The organism is Bradyrhizobium sp. STM 3843, assembly GCF_000239815.1.
In the GTDB taxonomy this organism is placed as follows: Bacteria; Pseudomonadota; Alphaproteobacteria; order Rhizobiales; family Xanthobacteraceae; genus Bradyrhizobium.
On record NZ_CAFK01000307.1, the window covers coordinates 1 to 17359 of the forward strand.

The 17359-nt window shown below is 64.9% G+C and carries 14 protein-coding genes; 10 read left to right on the forward strand and 4 right to left on the reverse strand.

Annotated elements, in window-relative coordinates:
- The coding region (locus BRAS3843_RS32880) for an ABC transporter substrate-binding protein (RefSeq protein WP_035983601.1) at positions 1-684 on the reverse strand (684 nt) is incomplete at its 3' end.
- A gap of 256 nt (positions 685-940) precedes the next feature.
- Between BRAS3843_RS32880 and BRAS3843_RS32885 the strand changes: the two genes are divergently transcribed.
- The 9 genes from BRAS3843_RS32885 to BRAS3843_RS32925 all read left to right on the forward strand — a co-directional run bounded on the left by BRAS3843_RS32885 (position 941) and on the right by BRAS3843_RS32925 (position 12134).
- Positions 941-2071 carry a M20/M25/M40 family metallo-hydrolase gene (locus BRAS3843_RS32885; protein WP_008973540.1) on the forward strand — a complete coding sequence of 377 codons (1131 nt, stop codon included), beginning with the start codon at positions 941-943 and terminating at the stop codon, positions 2069-2071.
- Positions 2072-2139: 68 nt separating this feature from the next.
- Positions 2140-2826, forward strand: coding sequence for a DNA-3-methyladenine glycosylase I (locus BRAS3843_RS32890; protein ID WP_008973541.1), 687 nt, complete (start codon positions 2140-2142; stop codon positions 2824-2826).
- Positions 2827-2989: 163 nt separating this feature from the next.
- Positions 2990-3931, forward strand: coding sequence for an ABC transporter permease (locus BRAS3843_RS32895; protein WP_008973542.1), 942 nt, complete (start codon positions 2990-2992; stop codon positions 3929-3931).
- Positions 3932-3943: 12 nt separating this feature from the next.
- Entirely contained in the window at positions 3944-4834 is an 891-nt protein-coding gene (locus BRAS3843_RS32900) for an ABC transporter permease (protein ID WP_008973543.1), read from the forward strand.
- Positions 4835-4999: 165 nt separating this feature from the next.
- Positions 5000-6646, forward strand: coding sequence for an ABC transporter ATP-binding protein (locus BRAS3843_RS32905; RefSeq protein ID WP_008973544.1), 1647 nt, complete (start codon positions 5000-5002; stop codon positions 6644-6646).
- Positions 6647-6996: 350 nt separating this feature from the next.
- A complete protein-coding gene (locus tag BRAS3843_RS32910; protein WP_008973545.1) occupies positions 6997-8496 on the forward strand; it encodes a M81 family metallopeptidase in 1500 nt (499 codons plus the stop codon).
- A gap of 36 nt (positions 8497-8532) precedes the next feature.
- The gene (locus tag BRAS3843_RS32915; RefSeq protein ID WP_008973546.1) at positions 8533-9705 is read left to right on the forward strand and encodes a M20 aminoacylase family protein; all 1173 of its coding nucleotides are present in this window, start codon (positions 8533-8535) and stop codon (positions 9703-9705) included.
- Positions 9698-11116, forward strand: a complete 1419-nt coding sequence (locus tag BRAS3843_RS32920; protein WP_008973547.1) for an amidase — start codon at positions 9698-9700, stop codon at positions 11114-11116. The genes BRAS3843_RS32915 and BRAS3843_RS32920 overlap by 8 nt, the downstream gene beginning before the upstream one ends.
- Before the next feature lie 127 nt (positions 11117-11243).
- Positions 11244-12134 (forward strand): crotonase/enoyl-CoA hydratase family protein, encoded by an 891-nt coding sequence (locus BRAS3843_RS32925; RefSeq protein ID WP_008973548.1) that lies wholly within the window; start codon positions 11244-11246, stop codon positions 12132-12134.
- Between the two features lie 182 nt (positions 12135-12316).
- Here the strand turns inward: BRAS3843_RS32925 and BRAS3843_RS32930 are convergent, their stop codons facing one another.
- The 3 genes from BRAS3843_RS32930 to BRAS3843_RS32940 form a co-directional block, all read right to left on the reverse strand.
- Entirely contained in the window at positions 12317-14356 is a 2040-nt protein-coding gene (locus tag BRAS3843_RS32930) for a methyl-accepting chemotaxis protein (RefSeq protein WP_008973549.1), read from the reverse strand.
- A 113-nt stretch (positions 14357-14469) separates the two neighbouring features.
- The gene (locus tag BRAS3843_RS32935; protein WP_008973550.1) at positions 14470-15447 is read right to left on the reverse strand and encodes an NADPH:quinone oxidoreductase family protein; all 978 of its coding nucleotides are present in this window, start codon (positions 15445-15447) and stop codon (positions 14470-14472) included.
- Positions 15447-16055 carry a 2-hydroxychromene-2-carboxylate isomerase gene (locus tag BRAS3843_RS32940; RefSeq protein WP_008973551.1) on the reverse strand — a complete coding sequence of 203 codons (609 nt, stop codon included), beginning with the start codon at positions 16053-16055 and terminating at the stop codon, positions 15447-15449. The genes BRAS3843_RS32935 and BRAS3843_RS32940 overlap by 1 nt, the downstream gene beginning before the upstream one ends.
- A gap of 240 nt (positions 16056-16295) precedes the next feature.
- On the opposite strand from BRAS3843_RS32940, the gene BRAS3843_RS32945 reads away from it, so the two are divergent.
- The gene (locus BRAS3843_RS32945; protein ID WP_008973552.1) at positions 16296-17318 is read left to right on the forward strand and encodes a methionine synthase; all 1023 of its coding nucleotides are present in this window, start codon (positions 16296-16298) and stop codon (positions 17316-17318) included.
- Positions 17319-17359: the final 41 nt, after the last annotated feature.

Genomic DNA, 17359 nt, shown 5'->3' on the forward strand with positions numbered 1-17359 from the left:
AGTCCAGCTCGCCGGTTCCTTGCGCGGCACGTAGTCGGTGTTCTTCTCATAGACCGCCTTCACGCCCGGCTGGAATTCCTCCTTGACGAATTTGAACGGGCCGGAGCCGATCTGCTCCGGGATCTGCTGGCCCGCCGGCGTCTCGGCCAGACGCTTCGGCATCATGAAGGGCACCAGCGAGGACGGCTTGCCGATCGACTCCAGCACGAGCCCATAGGGCTCCTTCAACTTGAGCACGATGGTTTTCGCATCGGCAGCTTCCAGGCTGGCGGTGAAATCCATCAGCTTCTGGCCCATGCCGTCATTGCGGCCCCAGCGCTTCAGCGAGGCGACGCAATCCTCCGCGGTGACCGGCGTGCCGTCATGCCACTTCAAGCCGTCGCGCAAGGTGAATGTATAGGTGAGCTTGTCGTCAGAGACCTTCCAATCCGCCATTTGCGGCTGGATCTTGAAGTTCGCATCGGTCGCCAGCAAGGTATCGTAAACCATGTAGCCATGGTCGCGCGTGATGTAGGCGGTGGTAAAACCGGGATCGATGACGCGCAGATCCGAATGCATCACGGCGGTGATCGTCTTCTTGGTCGATGCGGCGAGCGCCTCCGACGGCTCTGCTCCGGCGAGCGCGAGCGCCGACCAGGCGACGCCTGCGAGCGTGAGAAGTTTCCGGCGCGAGATGTGGAACATTGATGTCTCCTGACTTGGCGTAAAAGCGGTCACGACCCGGTCACTGTTTATGCACGTAGTCCGTAATTTAGGCGAACTAACACGCTGTAAGTCTTCAGATTTCGACAGTTGCACCAGGACGCTTCACGCGTCAATCCGCATTCGGCGCATGCTTGCCGTCGAAAACAACGACGTTAACGCGCGCATGACTTGGCTCTAAAAAATGTCCGCCACTTGATGGCATCGATCAGGCCGGCCAACACGAACGAGGCTTCCCATGAATCCAGCCAATCTTCCCTTTGATGTCGAGGCCATGCTGCAGGGTTTGCGCGGCTGGGTGGAGTGCGAAAGCCCGACCTGGGACGCCCTCGCAGTTGAGCGCATGCTCGATCTCGCGGCCCGTGACATGGCGATCATGGGTGCGACCATCGAACGCATCGCCGGGCGCCAGGGCTTTGCCGGCTGCGTCCGCGCCCGCTTTCCGCATCCCAAACAGGGCGAGCCTGGTATCCTGATTGCGGGTCATTTTGATACCGTCCATCCCGTCGGCACGATCGCGAAGCTGCCGTGGCGGCGCGAGGGTAACAAATGTTATGGCCCGGGCATCTTCGACATGAAAGGTGGCAACTATCTGTCGCTCGAAGCGATCAGACAGCTGCTGCGCGCTTCGTTGACGACGCCGTTGCCGATCACGGTTCTCTTCACGCCGGACGAGGAAGTCGGAACGCCATCGACGCGCGACATCATCGAAGCCGAGGCGCGGCGCAACAAATACGTCCTGGTGCCCGAACCTGGCCGCCCCGACAATGGCGTCGTGACCGGCCGTTACGCGATCGCGCGGTTCAATCTCGAAGCGACGGGACGGCCGAGCCATGCGGGTGCGCGACTTTCGGCCGGTCGTTCCGCGATACGGGAAATGGCGCGGCAAATTCTCGTCATCGACGACATGACGACGGAAGACTGCACCTTCTCGGTCGGCATCGTGCACGGCGGCCAATGGGTCAACTGCGTGGCCACGACCTGCACCGGCGAAGCACTCAGCATGGCCAAGCGTCAGGAGGATCTCGACCACGGCGTGGAACGGATGCTGGCGCTGTCCGGCACGACCAACGACGTCACGTTCAAAGTCACGCGCGGCGTCACGCGGCCGGTGTGGGAACCGGATTCCGGAACTATGTCGCTCTACGACACGGCCCGCGGCGTCGCCGAACAGCTCGGGATGAAGCTGCCGCACGGCTCAGCCGGCGGCGGATCCGACGGCAATTTCACCGGCGCGCTGGGAATCCCGACCCTCGACGGCTTGGGCGTGCGCGGCGCGGACGCCCACACTCTCAACGAGCACATCGAGATCGACAGTCTTGTCGAACGCGGCCGCCTCATGGCCGGCCTGCTCGCAACTCTGGAATGAGAACGGGCTGACGCTTTACGCGCGCCGCGAACTCTGCTGTGTTCGGCGCACGGAGTGATACGGCGCGCATGGCCTCGTTCAAGACGATCAGAAGTCGGGCGGAGAAGCGCAAAGGCGGCGCGCAGGCTTTGGCCGCGCTGCTGCCGCCGGTCTCCGATCATGCTGCGGTGGCGAAGCTGACCGATGATCGCGCGCTTGCGGAGATAAGCCGGCGGGTGTTTTCCGCGGGCTTTGCCTGGAGCGTGATCGAGGCGAAATGGCCGGGCTTCGAGGATGCGTTTCTGGGTTTTCAGCCAGCGCAGCTGCTGTTTCAGCCGGATGACTTCTGGGATGGCCTGTTGCGCGATGCACGCATCGTGCGCAATGCAGCAAAGATCATGTCGGTGCGAGCCAACGCCGCCTTCGTGCAGGAGATCGCGAAAGAGCATGGCAGCTTCGGCAAATTCCTGGCGAACTGGCCCTCCTCCGATGAGATCGGGCTGCTCGCCCTCCTCGACAAGCGCGGCAGCCGGCTTGGCGGCAATACCGGACAGATGCTGCTGCGCTTCCTCGGCTGGGACGGCTTCGTCACCTCGAAGGATGTGGTCGCCTGCCTGCGCGACTCAGGCCTCGATATCGCCGAAGAGGTCAAATCCAAGAGCGATCTCGCCAAGGTTCAGGTGCAGTTCAATGCCTGGGCCAAGGAGACCGGATTGTCCTACACGCAGCTGTCGCGCATCTGCGCGCTCTCGATCGGCGAGAACCATCAATCATGATCCGAGTGTGACAGATCGAATGCAAGCCATGGCACGCAGCTTGCAACCATCGCACAGCGAGAAGACCGGGAGATCTTGAAAGTGACTGATATCAGTGACATGCAGGCGCATTCACCGCGCCGTGTAACCGGCGAAAGCCTAGGATGAAGGCAGTCGGCCCCTCATGATCGGATATCTGCTACGTCGCGTGCTCGCCGCCATTCCCGTGATGGGCGTGGTCGCTCTGTTCGTGTTCCTTCTTTTGAGACTGACGCCCGGCGATCCCGCCGCCATCCTCGCCGGCGATAACGCCACGCCGGAGCAGCTCGAACGTATCCGCACCTCGCTCGGCCTGAACGAGCCGCTGTACATCCAGTTCTTCACCTGGATCAATCAGCTGGTGCACGGCGATCTCGGGGTCTCGCTGATCTCGAAGGTGCCGGTGCTGCAGATGATCGGCCAGCGCGTCGAGCCGTCGATCTCGATTGCGATCTCGACCATCATCCTGGCGATCATCGTCGCCGTGCCGCTCGGCGTGATCGCGGCCTGGAAGCACGGCACCTGGATCGATCGGTTCGTGATGGGCCTTTCCGTACTCGGCTTTTCGGTCCCGGTGTTCGTGATCGGCTATATCCTGATCGAGGTGTTCGCGATCGATCTGCGCTGGCTGCCGGTGCAGGGCTTCAAGAGCCTCTCCGCAGGCTTCGGCCCGTTCTTCGAACGCATCATCCTGCCGACCTGCACGCTGTCGTTCATCTATATCGCGTTGATCGCGCGCATGACGCGTGCAGCCATGCTCGACGTGCTGGGCGAGGATTTCGTCCGCACCGCGCGCGCCAAGGGCATCGGTGAAACTTCGGTGCTGCTGCGCCATGCACTTCGCAATGCCGCTGTCCCCGTCATCACCGTGATCGGCTCGGGCTTTGCGCTCTTGATCTCGGGCGTCGTCGTCACCGAAAGCGTGTTCAATCTGCCGGGCATCGGCCGGTTGACGGTGGACGCCGTGCTGGCGCGTGACTACCCGGTGATCCAGGGCATGATCCTGCTGACCTCCTTCATCTATCTTGCAGTCAACCTGCTGATCGATGTCGCCTATACCCTGCTCGACCCCCGTATCCGTTACTGAGGCGTTGTCCTGATGGCGATCGTCACCCATCCCGAACCGTCGTTGCCGGTCACCACGCGGCTCACGCCGCGGTTCGGCTTTCTCACCTCGACCCCGATCATCGCGGCTGCAACCATCTGTCTGGCGCTGGTCGTGATCATCTCCGTCCTTGCCCCGCTGCTCGCGCCGCATGATCCGGTGCTGCTGGCGCCGGCACAGCGGCTGAAGCCGGCCAGCGCGCAATTCCTGCTTGGCACCGACGCCTATGGCCGTGATCTGTTGTCGCGTACGATCTATGGCGGCCGGGTCTCGCTGCTGGTCGGCGTCGGCGCTGCCGTGTTCTCGATCGCGATCGGGCTTTTCATCGGCCTCGTCTCCGGCTTCTTCAAATGGGTCGATGCGGTGATGATGCGCGTGATGGACGGCCTGATGGCGATCCCGAGCATCCTGCTCGCGATCGCCGTGGTCTCGCTGTCCGGCGCAAGCATCACCACCGTGATGATCGCGATCACCATTCCGGAAATTCCGCGCGTCGCGCGCCTGGTGCGCTCGGTCGTGCTCACCGCGCGCGAGGAGCCGTATGTCGAAGCCGCGATCTCGCTCGGCTCATCGTTGCCCAAGATCATGTGGCGGCATCTGATGCCGAACACGATCGCGCCCCTGATCGTGCAGGGCACCTACGTCTGCGCCTCCGCGATTCTGACCGAGGCGATCCTGTCCTTCCTCGGCGCCGGCATCAGCCCGGAGACGCCGACCTGGGGCAACATCATGGCCGAGGGCCGCGCCTATTTCCAGATCAAGCCGTCGCTGATCTTCTGGCCGGGGCTTCTGCTGTCGATCGCCATCCTCTCGATCAACCTGATCGGCGACGCCGCGCGCGACGCGCTCGATCCGCGGATGAAGCAGCGGGAGGGCGGGAAATGACGTCTTTGCTAGGAGCGCAGCGACGAAGCAAGCGCGTCATTCCGGGGCGATGCGGCGCGACAAAATGGCAAAGCCATTTTGCGCAGAGCATCGAACCCGGAATCTCGAGATTCCGGGTCTGGTCCTTCGGACCATCCCGGAATGACAATTGAGAGAGTCTCACAGATGACCGACACCATTCTCGATATCGACAGTCTCGTCGTTGCGCTCGGCAAGACCAAGAACTCCAACGGCCCGCGGATCATCGACGGCATCTCGATCAAGGTGGCCAAGGGCGAGACGCTGTGCGTGGTCGGCGAAAGCGGCTCCGGCAAGTCCGTCAGCTCGCTGACGACGATGGGCCTGTTGCCGAAGAACGCGCTGCATCCGGTCAGCGGCAGCATCAAGCTGGTCGGCGAAGAGCTGTTGACCGCCACCGACCGGCGCCTGCGGCAGTTGCGCGCCACCACCATGGCGATGATCTTCCAGGAGCCGATGACGGCGCTCAATCCGGTGGTGCCGGTCGGCCGCCAGATCGACGAGGTCTTGCGCGCACATACGTCGCTCGATGCACGCACCCGCCGCAAACGCATTCTCGACATGATGGAGCAGGTGCGCCTGCCCGACGTCGAGCGCATCTTCGCCTCCTACCCGCATCGCCTGTCGGGCGGTCAGCGTCAGCGCATCATGATCGCGATGGCGCTGGTGCTGGAGCCGAAGCTTCTGATCGCGGACGAGCCGACCACCGCGCTCGACGTCACCACCCAGAAGCAGATCCTCACTTTGATCCGCGACCTGCAGCGCGACCACGGCACCGCCGTGCTGTTCATCACCCACGACATGGGCGTGGTCGCCGAGATCGCCGACCGCGTCGCCGTGATGCGCCAGGGCCGATTGGTCGAGACCGGCGCGCTCGACAAGATCCTGCGCCAGCCGGAAATGGACTACACGCGCAACCTGCTCGCCGCTGTGCCGAGCCTGATTCCGCGGCCCGCGCGCCCCGAGACGAAAGAGCCGGTGGTGCTGGAGGCCAACGAGCTCGGCAAGGTCTATCGCGAGCGTTCCCTGCTCGGCAAAGCGCGCGAAGTGGTCGCTGCGCAGAACGTGTCGCTCACATTGCGCAAGGGCCGCACGCTCGGCATCGTCGGCGAGAGCGGCTCGGGCAAGTCGACGGTGGCGCGCTGCATCGTCCGGCTGATCGACCCGACCTCGGGCGGCGTCCGGCTCGCCGGCCACGAGATCTCCATCCTGACGCGTCGCCTGCTGCAGCCGCACAGGAAGCGCATCCAGATCGTGTTCCAGGACCCCTACCGCTCACTGAACCCGCGCCTGACCGTGGGCGAAAGCATTGCGGAAGGCCCGATCAACTATGGCACGTCGCGCGACAAGGCGATGGCGCGCGCACGCGAACTGTTGGAACTGGTCGGCCTGCCCGCCGACTCCATCTCCCGGTTCCCGCACCAGTTCTCCGGTGGGCAACGCCAGCGCATCGCAATCGCGCGCGCGCTCGCGCTGGATCCGGATGTGCTGGTCGCCGACGAAGCAGTCTCCGCGCTCGACGTGTCCGTGCAGGCGCAGGTGCTGGATCTGCTCGACGAGATCCAGCGCCGGCTCGGCATCGCAATCCTGTTCATCACCCACGATCTGCGCGTCGCCGCGCAGATCTGCGACGACGTCGTGGTGATGCAGAAGGGCCGCATCGTCGAACAAGGCCCGGCCGGCGAGATCCTGACGCATCCGAAGGAAGCCTATACGCGGGCGCTGCTCGAGGCCGCGCCCGGCCGCAACTGGGATTTTGCCAATTTCCGCCCCGTGGCAGAGGCGGTGGCGTAGCAGCGTCGAGAGGGCTCGCGATCTATCCTCCTCGTCATTTCCGGGCGTGCCAACGGGTCCGCGCAAAGCGCGGCCCGATGACAGGCTCCGCGCGAGCCCGGAAGCCATACTCACAGGCGGATGTGGTCACATCAGCCGGTCGACGCGCGTGCCGCACAGATCCTGCTGTGGTTATGGATTCCGGGCTCATCGCTACGCGATGCCCCGGAACGACGCTGTGGAAACTGGACGGCCGGCCAACGCGCGCCGGGCGCGCCCAGCACATGCAAAACGGAATTGCTCCTTTGCTTGCGCAGCGCGCGAGGAGAGGTCTAACGTCGCGGACCACGTCAACGGACTGAGACGAACTGATGACCCGCATCGCGATCGGCGGCTTGCTGCACGAGACCAATACCTTTGCGCCGACCAAAGCGGGCTACGACGCGTTCATGCATGGCAGCGGCGCGGCGTCGATCGCGGACGCTGCGAGCGTGCTGACGACGATGCGCAACATCAATGCCGGCCAGTCCGGCTTCATCGCTGAGGCCGAGGCCAAGGGCTGGGATCTGGTGCCGACGATCGCCTGCTTTGCGAGCCCCTCGGCGCATGTCACGGAAGACGCGTTCGAGCGGATCGTCGGCGTGATGATCGACCGCATCAAAGCCGCCGGCGCGGTCGACGGCGTCTATCTCGATCTGCATGGCGCGATGGTCACCGAACATCTCGATGACGGTGAGGGCGAGATCCTGGCGCGCGTGCGCGAGGTCATTGGCCCGGACGTGCCGTTGGTCGCAAGCCTCGATCTGCACGCCAACGTCACGCCTGAGATGATCGACCATGCCGATGCGCTGATCGCCTATCGGAAATATCCTCATACCGACATGGCCGATACCGGCCGCGCCTCGGCGCAGCATCTGGCGTTGCTCGTGAACTCGCAGCAGCGCTTCGCCAAGGCGTTCCGGCAATTGCCGTTCCTGATCCCGATCAGCTGGCAATGCACCAATGATCAGCCGACCAAAGGCATCTATGAGACGCTCGCGACCTATCAGAGCGACGCGGTGCCCACGCTCTCCTTCGCGCCGGGCTTTCCTGCGGCGGACTTCATTCACTGCGGGCCGAGCGTGTTCGCCTACGGCCGGACGCAGGCCGACGCCGATGCGGCCGCGGATGCGATCGCCGCGCTCGTTGCCGGTCACGAGAACGATTTCGACGGCAGGATCTATTCGCCCGACGACGGCGTACGCCACGCGATGGAGCTTGCGAAAACCGCGACCAGACCAATCGTGATCGCGGACACGCAGGACAATCCCGGCGCCGGTGGCGATTCCGACACCACAGGCATGCTGCGCGCGCTGGTGCGCAACCGCGCGCAGCGCGCGGCGATCGGCATGATCTATGATCCGCAATCGGCCCTTGCGGCGCACGCTGCCGGTGAAGGCGCCACCGTGACGCTGTCGCTGGGCGGCAAGTCCGGCATTCCCGGCGATGCGCCGCTGACGGAGAGCTTCATCGTCGAGAAGCTGTCGGATGGCCGCTTCGTGGCTCCAGGCCCGTTCTATGGCGGCCGCAAAATGGACATGGGGCCCTCGGCCGCCTTGCGCATCGGTGATATCAGCGTCGTCGTCTGCTCGCACAAGGCACAGCTTGCGGACCAGGCGATGTATCGCTTCGTCGGCATCGAGCCGACCGAGCAGGCCATCCTGGTCAACAAAAGCTCGGTGCATTTCCGCGCCGATTTCGAGCCGATCGCCGAGAAACTTCTGATCTGCGCCGCGCCCGGTCCTATGCCGGCCGATCCCGCCACCCTGCCCTGGACGCGGCTGCGTCCGGGCGTCCGCGTCAAGCCGAACGGCCCGGCCTTTGCGCCATAACACTTCATCATCATCTCCCTACGGACAAAGAGACCCATGCCGCTGATCGACCGCATTGAAGGCTACGCCGACGAGCTCACCGCCATCCGCCGCGACCTGCACGCCCATCCCGAGATCGGTTTCGAGGAGACGCGCACGTCCGGCATCGTCGCCGAGAAGCTGACGCAATGGGGCATCGAGGTGCATCGCGGGCTCGGCGGCACCGGCGTGGTCGGCGTGCTCAGGGGCAAGAGCGGCAACGGCAGGACGATCGGGCTGCGCGCCGACATGGACGCGCTGCCGATGGAGGAGAACACCAATCTGCCGTGGCGCTCCACCATTCCGGGCCGCTTCCACGGCTGTGGCCATGATGGCCACACCACGATGCTGCTCGGCACCGCGCGCTATCTCGCCGAGACCAAGAATTTCGACGGCACCGTGCACTTCATCTTCCAGCCGGCCGAGGAAGGCCTCGGCGGCGCGCGGGCGATGATCAAGGACGGGCTGTTCGAGAAATTTCCATGTGACGAGCTCTACGGCCTGCACAACGCACCCGACCTGAACCATGGCGAGATCGCGATTCTGCCGGGCCCCGCGATGGCCGGCGCCGACTTCTTCGATATCCGCATTTCCGGCTACGGCGCCCATGGCGCGATGCCGGAGCGTTCCAAGGATGCGGTGGTGATCGCGACTTCGGTGGCGCAGGCCATCCAGACCATCGTCAGCCGCAATGTCGATCCGCTTCAGGCTGCGGTCGTTTCCATCACCCAGATCCATGCCGGCTCCGCCTATAACGTGATCCCGGGCGACGCCTGGCTGTGCGGCACCGTGCGCGCTTTTTCCGATTCGGTCCGCGCCCTGATCCGCGAGCGCATGCGCGCGATCTGCGCCGGCATTGCGGCCGCTTTCCACTGCGAGATCGATGTCGACATCCGCGACATCTTCAGCGTGCTGGTGAACCAGGAAGAGCATTCGAAAGTGGTCGAGGAGGTCGCGCGCACCGTGGTCGAGCCGTCCAAAGTCCTGACCCGCGCGACTCCGAAGATGGGCAGCGAGGATTTCGCCGACATGCTGCAGAAGATCCCCGGCGCCTATTTCTGGGTCGGCCATGACGGCTCGGTGCCGGTGCACAATCCCGGCTACGTGCTGGACGACAAGATCCTGCCCGTCGGCGCCAGCATGTTCGCCCGCATCATCGAAACCCGCCTGCCCGTGAGCGCCCATGCATAAACCGGCATCGAATGAGATTACCTCGCTGCACGATCTCTCCGCAGTCGATCTGATCGCGGGCTATCGTGCGCGCCAGTTCTCGCCGTCCGAAGTGATGGAGGAGGTGCTGGCGCATGTCGCGGCCTGGGAGCCGCACATCAAGGCGCTGTATCTCTTCGATCCCGATGCGGCGCGCGCCGCCGCCAAGGCCTCCACCGCGCGCTGGGCGCAGGACGAGCCGGCCGGGGCGCTCGACGGCGTGCCGGCGACGGTCAAGGACAACATGGCCACCAAGGGCCAGCCGATCCCGCTCGGTGCTGCGAGCGTGACGCTGACGCCAGCCGCAGCGGACGCTCCGCCCGCGGCGCGGCTGCGCGAAGCGGGCGCGATCATCTTCGCCAAGACCACGATGCCGGACTACGGCATGCTGTCGTCAGGCCTCTCGAGCTTCCATCCGCTCACCCGCAATCCCTGGGACCTCAAGATGAACCCCGGCGGCTCCAGCGCCGGTGCGGGCGCCGCCGCCGCGGCCGGCTATGGTCCCCTGCATCTCGGCACCGATATCGGTGGCTCGGTGCGCCTGCCAGCGGCCTGGTGTGGTCTGGTCGGCCTGAAGCCGAGCTTCGGGCGCGTGCCGATCGATCCGCCCTATGTCGGCCGCGTCGCCGGGCCGATGACGCGCATCGTCGACGATGCCGCGCTGATGATGAGCGTGCTGTCGAAGCCCGATCGCCGGGACGGCACCAGCCTGCCGCCGACCGACCTCAACTGGAAGGTGGTCGAGAAGTCGCCGCGCAAGTTGCGGATCGGCCTGATGCTCGAACTCGGCGTCGGACAGCCATTGGAAGCGCCGGTGCGCGCGGCCGTGCTTGAGGCGGCGAAAGCCTTCGAATCCGCCGGGGCCGTGGTCAGCGAGGCCAAGAATTTTTTCACGCGCGAGATGCTGCAGGGGCTCGACAATTTCTGGCGCGCGCGGCTGTGGGACGATCTCTCCCGGCTCACGCCCGAGGTCCGCAACAAGACCCTGCCCTACATCCTGCAATGGGCCGAGCGCGCTGCTTCGCTCTCGGGCGTCGAGGTGGTCAGGGGCTTCAACGTGACCATGGCGATCCGCGCCGCCGCCGCGAAGCTGTTCTGTGACTTCGACTACGTCATCTCGCCAACTTCTCCGGGGGTGAAATTTCCGGCCGAGTTCGCTTCCCCCGTCAACGACCCGGCACAACCGTTCGAGCACATCACCTACACTGTGCCGTGGAACATGTCCGAGAACCCGGCAATCTCGGTCAACGCCGGCTACGATGCCGACGGTTTCCCGATCGGGCTGCAGATCGTCGGCCGCCGCTTCGATGATCTCGGCGTGCTGGGCCTGGCCAAGACGTTTGAAGGCTTGCGCGGCGAGCAGCGGCCCTGGCCTGCGCCGCCGAAGGGCTAAAGGCACAACATACTCGACTGTCGTGCGCGGGCTCGACCCGCGCATCCATCATCTTACAAAAGGGATGGATGGCCGGGTCAAGCCCGGCCATGACGACAATCATAAGAACCACCGGAGCGAAACACCCATGGCCTACGAGAGCATTCTCTACGACGTCGCCGACCAGATCCTCACCATCACGCTCAACCGGCCGGAGAAGCTCAACGCCTTCACCCCGACCATGCAGCGGGAGCTGATCGACGCCTTCGACCGCGCCGACAGAGATGACGAGATCAGGGCGGTCATCGTCACCGGTGCGGGGCGCGCCTTCTGTGCCGGCGCCGACCTGTCATCCGGTGCTGACACGTTCGACCGCGACGTCAGGCGCGGTCCGGTGCGGCGCCATCCCGACGGGCGCGTCGACTATTCCGATCCGCAGGTGCGCGACGGCGGCGGCCAGGTGACCCTGCGCATCTTCAAATCATTGAAGCCGGTGATCGCCGCCGTGAACGGACCCGCGGTCGGCATCGGCGTCACCATGCAGCTGGCGATGGACATCCGCATCGCCTCTGAGGCCGCGCGCTTCGGCTTCGTGTTCTCCCAGCGCGGCATCGTGCCCGAAGCCGCCTCGAGCTGGTTCCTGCCGCGCCTCGTCGGCATCTCGCAGGCTTTGGAATGGTGCTACACCGGCCGCGTCTTCCCGGCACAGGAGGCGCTCGCGGGGCGGCTCGTCAGCAAGGTGGTGCCCGCGGATGAGCTGCTGCCGACCGCACGCGCGCTGGCACGCGAGATCGCGGAGAAGACCGCACCGGTCTCGATCGCGCTGATTCGCCAGATGATGTGGCGCATGATGGGCACCGATGATCCGATGGAGGCGCACAAGGTCGACAGCCGCGGCATCTACGCACGCGGCCGCTCCGACGACGTCAAGGAAGGCGTGACCGCGTTCCTGGAGAAGCGCCCGGCCCAGTTCAAGAACAAGGTGTCCACCGACATGCCGGATTATTTCCCGTGGTGGGACGAGCGGGACTACAAGTAGTCACAACTTCGCTGTCGTCCCCGCGGAACACGGGGACCCATACCGCGTGATCTATCTTGTGGCACTTGGAACGTCGGTCTTCTCCAAACGACGTTCTGTGCGTATGGGTCCCGGCTCAAGGCCAGGACGACAGTGGGGCGAGTTGTCGGCCTCTGCGTCCATCGCCAGAGCTACTTTGCAGCTCACGCCGCCTTGATGCCGCTGATGAAGGCGTCGACGTGCCGGCGCATGCTCTCCGATTGGCGCAACAGCTCCTTGGAGGCGCCGAGCACCTGGCTGGCTGCGGTGCCGGACTCGGTGGCCGCGGCGGTGACCTGCAGGATGTTCTGCGATATGTCGCCGGTGCCCTGCGCCGCACGTTGCACGTTGCGAACGATCTCGCGGGTCGCCGCGTCCTGCTCCTCGACCGCCGATGCAATCGAGACGGCAATCGCGTTGAGCTCGCCGATCGTCGCGGTGATCCCCTTGATGGCCCGCACCGCCTCGGTCGAGATGCCCTGCATCGCCGATATCTGGGCGCGGATGTCGTCGGTGGCCTTGGCCGTCTGCTCAGCGAGATTTTTCACTTCGCCGGCGACCACGGCAAAGCCGCGGCCGGTATCGCCCGCCCGCGCGGCCTCGATCGTGGCATTGAGCGCGAGCAGGTTGGTCTGACCGGCGATCTCGCTGATCAGCCTGACGACATCGCCGATCTTCTCGGCCGCGTTGGAGAGGCTCTGCACCGTCTCGTTGGCCCGTTGCCCCTCGGCGACCGCGTCACGCGCGATGTCGGTCGACTGCGTCACCTGGCCGCCGATCCTGGCGACCGCGGTCGACAGCTGCTCCGACGCGGCTGCGACCGTCTGCATGTTGCTCGACGCGGCTTCGGTCGTCTGCGCCACCCTCGCCGCCTCGCCGCTGGTCCGGCTCGCACTCTTGTCCATGACAGCGGCGGTCGACTCCAACTGGGTCGACGACGAGATCACGGTCTCGATCACTCCAGTGATGTCGTTGCCGAACCGATCGGCGAGTTCGCCGACCTGCCGCGCCTTGGCGGTGCGCGCGCGTTCGGCCTCGGCGTCCCTCGCGGTGAGCTCGGCCGTATGGATCATGTTCTGCTTGAAGAACTGTACGGACCGCGCCATCAGCCCGATTTCATCGTGCCGGTCGACCGCGTCGACCTCTGTCGTGAGGTCACCTTTGGCCAGTCGCGTCATCGCATCGGCGAGCGCGTTGACCGGCTCGGTGATGCTGCGCGCCATCGCAAGCACGGCGCCGATGCTGACCAGCAGGGCCGCCAGCAACAACACAGCAACGGCAGCCAGGCTCCGGTTCGCGTCAGCCTCCTTGCGGGCCATCAGCTCCGACAATTCGGCCGCCAACGCGTCCTCGACCTGCTTCAGCAGATCGATCCGCCGCGTGGCCATATCCCACCAGGTCTTGCTCTCGAGTCCCTTGAAATCCCCACTGAACGCGCCCTGCTCGACGGTCTTGCGCATCGCGCTGAACCCTTCGATCGCGGGGCTTGCCATCGCCGCCTGGAACGCCGCCTGCGACTTGGCGGTCGCAACCGTTCGAAAGGCGCTGAAGAAACTTTCCTGGGCCGCGGCGAGCCCCATCGCACGGGCATAGCCGGCCGGTTCGAAACGCCCGGCAGCAAGTCCGCCGGCCACGGTGGCGCGCTCCAATCCGGCGCGCTCCTTGCCCTCGGTCAGATTGCCATAGGCGATGATGGCCTTGGAGATCTCGTCGTCGTCACTCAGCCGGGAGATGCCGTTGATCAGCCCGATCAACCGACCGACGATCTCGGTGAGATAGCCGACGGCAACCGGCGGCGTGACCGACTGCGCGTCGATCTCGCTGCGATAGCGGTCGAGCTGTGTCAGTTGCTGCTCGCAGTCCCGCACGGCCGCCGTCAGGGCTTGGGCGCCGCGCAACTCACCGAGCGCGGCGACCGCACTGGCACGCTCCGCATCGGTCTGCTGGCGCTGCCGGCCGAGCTCAGGGCCCATCTGCGTGCCCTTGCTGCTGAGGAACGCTGACGACAGGCCGCGCTCGCGCTGCAGTTCGTGAACGAAGCGGCTGAGCTTTTCGACGGCCGCTGCAACCGGCTGCAGGCGCGCCATCTCGGCGCGGACCAGCCATTTGGCCGAGATTTCGTAAGTGGCAAGCGCGGCCAAGGTGAGCAGAGGCAGCAACGCCGACAAGGCGATGCGGTGAAGTATCCTGGTTTTCTTCAACATGATCGAACTCACACCTTCGATCGGTGTTAGTCGAACAATCGTAAAGAATTACCCCGGCACCTTCGCTGATATTTTAGGCAGGGGTTGCCGCGTTTCCGAACAACCAGGTTGCGCTAATCCATCACCAGCGCGACGCGGCCGATCGCCTTGCGATTGAGTAGCAGCTGCATCGCACGTGCATAGTCCGCGAACGGCACCCGGTGCGAGACGTGCGGGCGCAGCCTGCTGGTTTCGGCCCAGTCCAGCAACGCGGCGATGCGCCTTTCAGCCAGCGCCGGGTCCTTGCGGGCCGCCTCGCCGGCGCGCACGCCGAGCACGCTGGCGCCCTTCATCAGAATGAGATTGGTGCGCGCCAGCCCAATGCCGCCGGTGAAGCCGACCACCAGCAGTCGCGCGCCCCAGGCGATGCAGCGCACGCTCTGCTCGAACACCTCGCCGCCGACCGGATCGAACACGACGTCGACGCCACGACCATCCGTGATGCGCTTGACCGCGTCGCGGAACGGCTCGCGGGAATAGAGCACGAGATGATCGGCGCCGCGCGCTTGCGCGACTCTGAGTTTCTCCTCGGATGAGGCGGCGGCGATCACGGTCGCTCCTAACAGCTTGCCGGTCTCGACGGCCGCGAGGCCGACGCCGCCGCCGGCGCCGTGTACCAGCAAAGTCTCGCCCGGCGCGATCCGGGCGCGATCGACCAGCGCATGATGGGCGGTACCGTAAGCAGCCAGATAGGTGGCACCCTCCGCATAGTCGAATGTCGATGGCAACGGCGTCAGCTGGCCGGTTGCGACCACGGCCTCATCGGCATAAGCGCCGAACCGCATGCGCACGATGACGCGGTCGCCGATGGCGACGCCGTTCACTCCTGCGCTCACCTCGACGATATCGCCGGCCGCCTCCACGCCCGGGGTGAACGGCAGCTCCGGCTTGAGCTGATACTCCCCGGCACACATCAGGATGTCGGGAAAATTGATGCCGGCAGCGCGGATCTTCACCCGCACCTCTCCCGGCTGCAGCGAACGGGATGGAAAGCTCTCCAGCCGCAACCGCTCGGGCGGGCCGAGCTCGCGGCAGATGACGGCACGCGGCATCAGGCCGCCTTCTTCTTGCGCGCCAACGCCTCGCGCACCAGTGGCAGCCGGTCATTGCCGAAATACATGTCGGTCTTATCGATGAAGATGGTCGGCGAGCCGAAGCCGCCGCGCTTGACCACCTCCTCGGTGTTCGCCCTCAACTGATCCTTGACCGCCTGTTGCCCGATGCCGTCGAAGAAATCGCGCGGATCGATGCCGACCCGCAGGCAGATCTCGGTCAGCACGCCATCCTGCGAAATGTCCTTGTCCTCGCCCCAATAGACCTCGAACGCCGCGCGCGCGAACGGCACCATGTCCCTGTTGCCGAGCCAGATGCAGCCGCGCATCGCCTTGACGCTGTTCACCGGAAACACCGTCGGCGGCATCTTGATCTTCAGTCCCGTCGAACGCGCCCAATCGCCGAGGTCCTTCAGCATGTACTGCGCCTTCAGCGGCACCGGTGTTTCCCGCTGGGCATAAACGCTGGGGTTGACGGTGTTGAAGATGCCGCCCACCAAAATCGGACGCCAGACGATCTCCGCGCCGAATTCCTTCGCGAGCGGCTGGATGTTGTGGAAGGCGAGATAGGTCCAGGGGCTGGAGCAGTCGAAGAAGAATTCGATCATGGGCGTTTCCTGCGATTATCGTTCTGCTCCCCGTCCTCAGGAGCGCGCACCGCGCGCGTCTCGAAGTGGCCCGGCCTCATGGTTCGAGACGGCGCAAGCGCCTCCTCACCATGAGGAGCCCCGGTCCGGAGTTTGTTCTCTGTACCCCGACCATAAGACATGGCAGAGAAGCGCTCAACAACATCGGCAGAAAGCCGCTATTCGAGGACGCCATCCATGGAACCGACCGGGAATAACGCAGTGCTGTTTCCATCCACCATCGCAGGCTCCCTGCCGAAGCCGGAATGGCTGGCCGAGCCGAACACGCTCTGGGCGCCCTGGAAGTCGAAGGGCGACGAGCTTGCCCGCGCCAAGCGCGACGCGACCATCCTGGCGCTCAAGCTGCAGGAGGACGCCGGCATCGACATCCTCACCGAGGGTGAGCAGTCGCGGCAGCATTTCGTGCACGGCTTCCTCGAGCGCGTCGATGGCATCGATTTCGCCCACAAAGTCGAGATGGGCATCCGCAAAGATCGCTACAAGGCGATGGTGCCGCAGGTGGTGGCGCCGTTGCGGCTGAGGGGCCGCGTCCATGCCGACGAGGCGCGGATCGCGCGCACGCACACAACACGGGCGCTGAAATTCACTTTACCCGGACCGATGACCATCATCGACACCATCTCCGACAACTACTATGGCGACCGCGTCAAGATGGCGTTCGCCTTCGCCGAGCTCTTGAACCAGGAGGCCAAGGCACTGCACGAGGACGGCATCGACCTGATCCAGTTCGACGAGCCCGCCTTCAACGTCTACATGGACGAGGTGCGCGACTGGGGCATCAAGGCTTTGGAACGCGCCGCCGAAGGCCTGACCTGCCCCACCGCCGTGCACATCTGCTACGGCTACGGCATCAAGGCCAACACCGACTGGAAAGAAACGCTCGGCGGCGAATGGCGACAGTATGAGGAGATCTTCCCGGCGATCGACGCCAGCACGATCCAGCAGGTCGCGGTCGAATGCCGCAATTCAAAGGTGCCGATCGAGCTGCTCGGCCTGTTGAAGAACAAGGTGGTGCAGGCCGGCGTAATCGATGTCGCCTCGGACACGATCGAGACCGCGGAGGACGTCTGCAAGGTGATCGAGGACGTCCTGAAACACGTGCCGAAGCAAAACATCATCGCCACCACCAATTGCGGCATGGCGCCGATGCGGCGCGAGATCGCCGAGGCCAAGCTGATGGCGCTCGGCAGCGGCGCCAAGCTGGCACGGCAAAGATTTGCGTAGCTGCGCCAGGAGCCCAGTGCACTCCCCTCCCATGCCGNGGG

Excerpts from the sequence above, each read along its gene's own strand:
- BRAS3843_RS32885 (WP_008973540.1), top strand. The coding sequence starts at position 941 with ATGAATCCAGCCAATCTTCCCTTTGATGTCGAGGCCATGCTGCAGGGT.
- BRAS3843_RS32890 (WP_008973541.1), top strand. The coding sequence starts at position 2,140 with ATGGCCTCGTTCAAGACGATCAGAAGTCGGGCGGAGAAGCGCAAAGGC.
- BRAS3843_RS32895 (WP_008973542.1), top strand. The coding sequence starts at position 2,990 with ATGATCGGATATCTGCTACGTCGCGTGCTCGCCGCCATTCCCGTGATG.
- BRAS3843_RS32900 (WP_008973543.1), top strand. The coding sequence starts at position 3,944 with ATGGCGATCGTCACCCATCCCGAACCGTCGTTGCCGGTCACCACGCGG.
- BRAS3843_RS32905 (WP_008973544.1), top strand. The coding sequence starts at position 5,000 with ATGACCGACACCATTCTCGATATCGACAGTCTCGTCGTTGCGCTCGGC.
- BRAS3843_RS32910 (WP_008973545.1), top strand. The coding sequence starts at position 6,997 with ATGACCCGCATCGCGATCGGCGGCTTGCTGCACGAGACCAATACCTTT.
- BRAS3843_RS32915 (WP_008973546.1), top strand. The coding sequence starts at position 8,533 with ATGCCGCTGATCGACCGCATTGAAGGCTACGCCGACGAGCTCACCGCC.
- BRAS3843_RS32920 (WP_008973547.1), top strand. The coding sequence starts at position 9,698 with ATGCATAAACCGGCATCGAATGAGATTACCTCGCTGCACGATCTCTCC.
- BRAS3843_RS32925 (WP_008973548.1), top strand. The coding sequence starts at position 11,244 with ATGGCCTACGAGAGCATTCTCTACGACGTCGCCGACCAGATCCTCACC.
- BRAS3843_RS32930 (WP_008973549.1), bottom strand. The coding sequence starts at position 14,356 with ATGTTGAAGAAAACCAGGATACTTCACCGCATCGCCTTGTCGGCGTTG.
- BRAS3843_RS32935 (WP_008973550.1), bottom strand. The coding sequence starts at position 15,447 with ATGCCGCGTGCCGTCATCTGCCGCGAGCTCGGCCCGCCCGAGCGGTTG.
- BRAS3843_RS32940 (WP_008973551.1), bottom strand. The coding sequence starts at position 16,055 with ATGATCGAATTCTTCTTCGACTGCTCCAGCCCCTGGACCTATCTCGCC.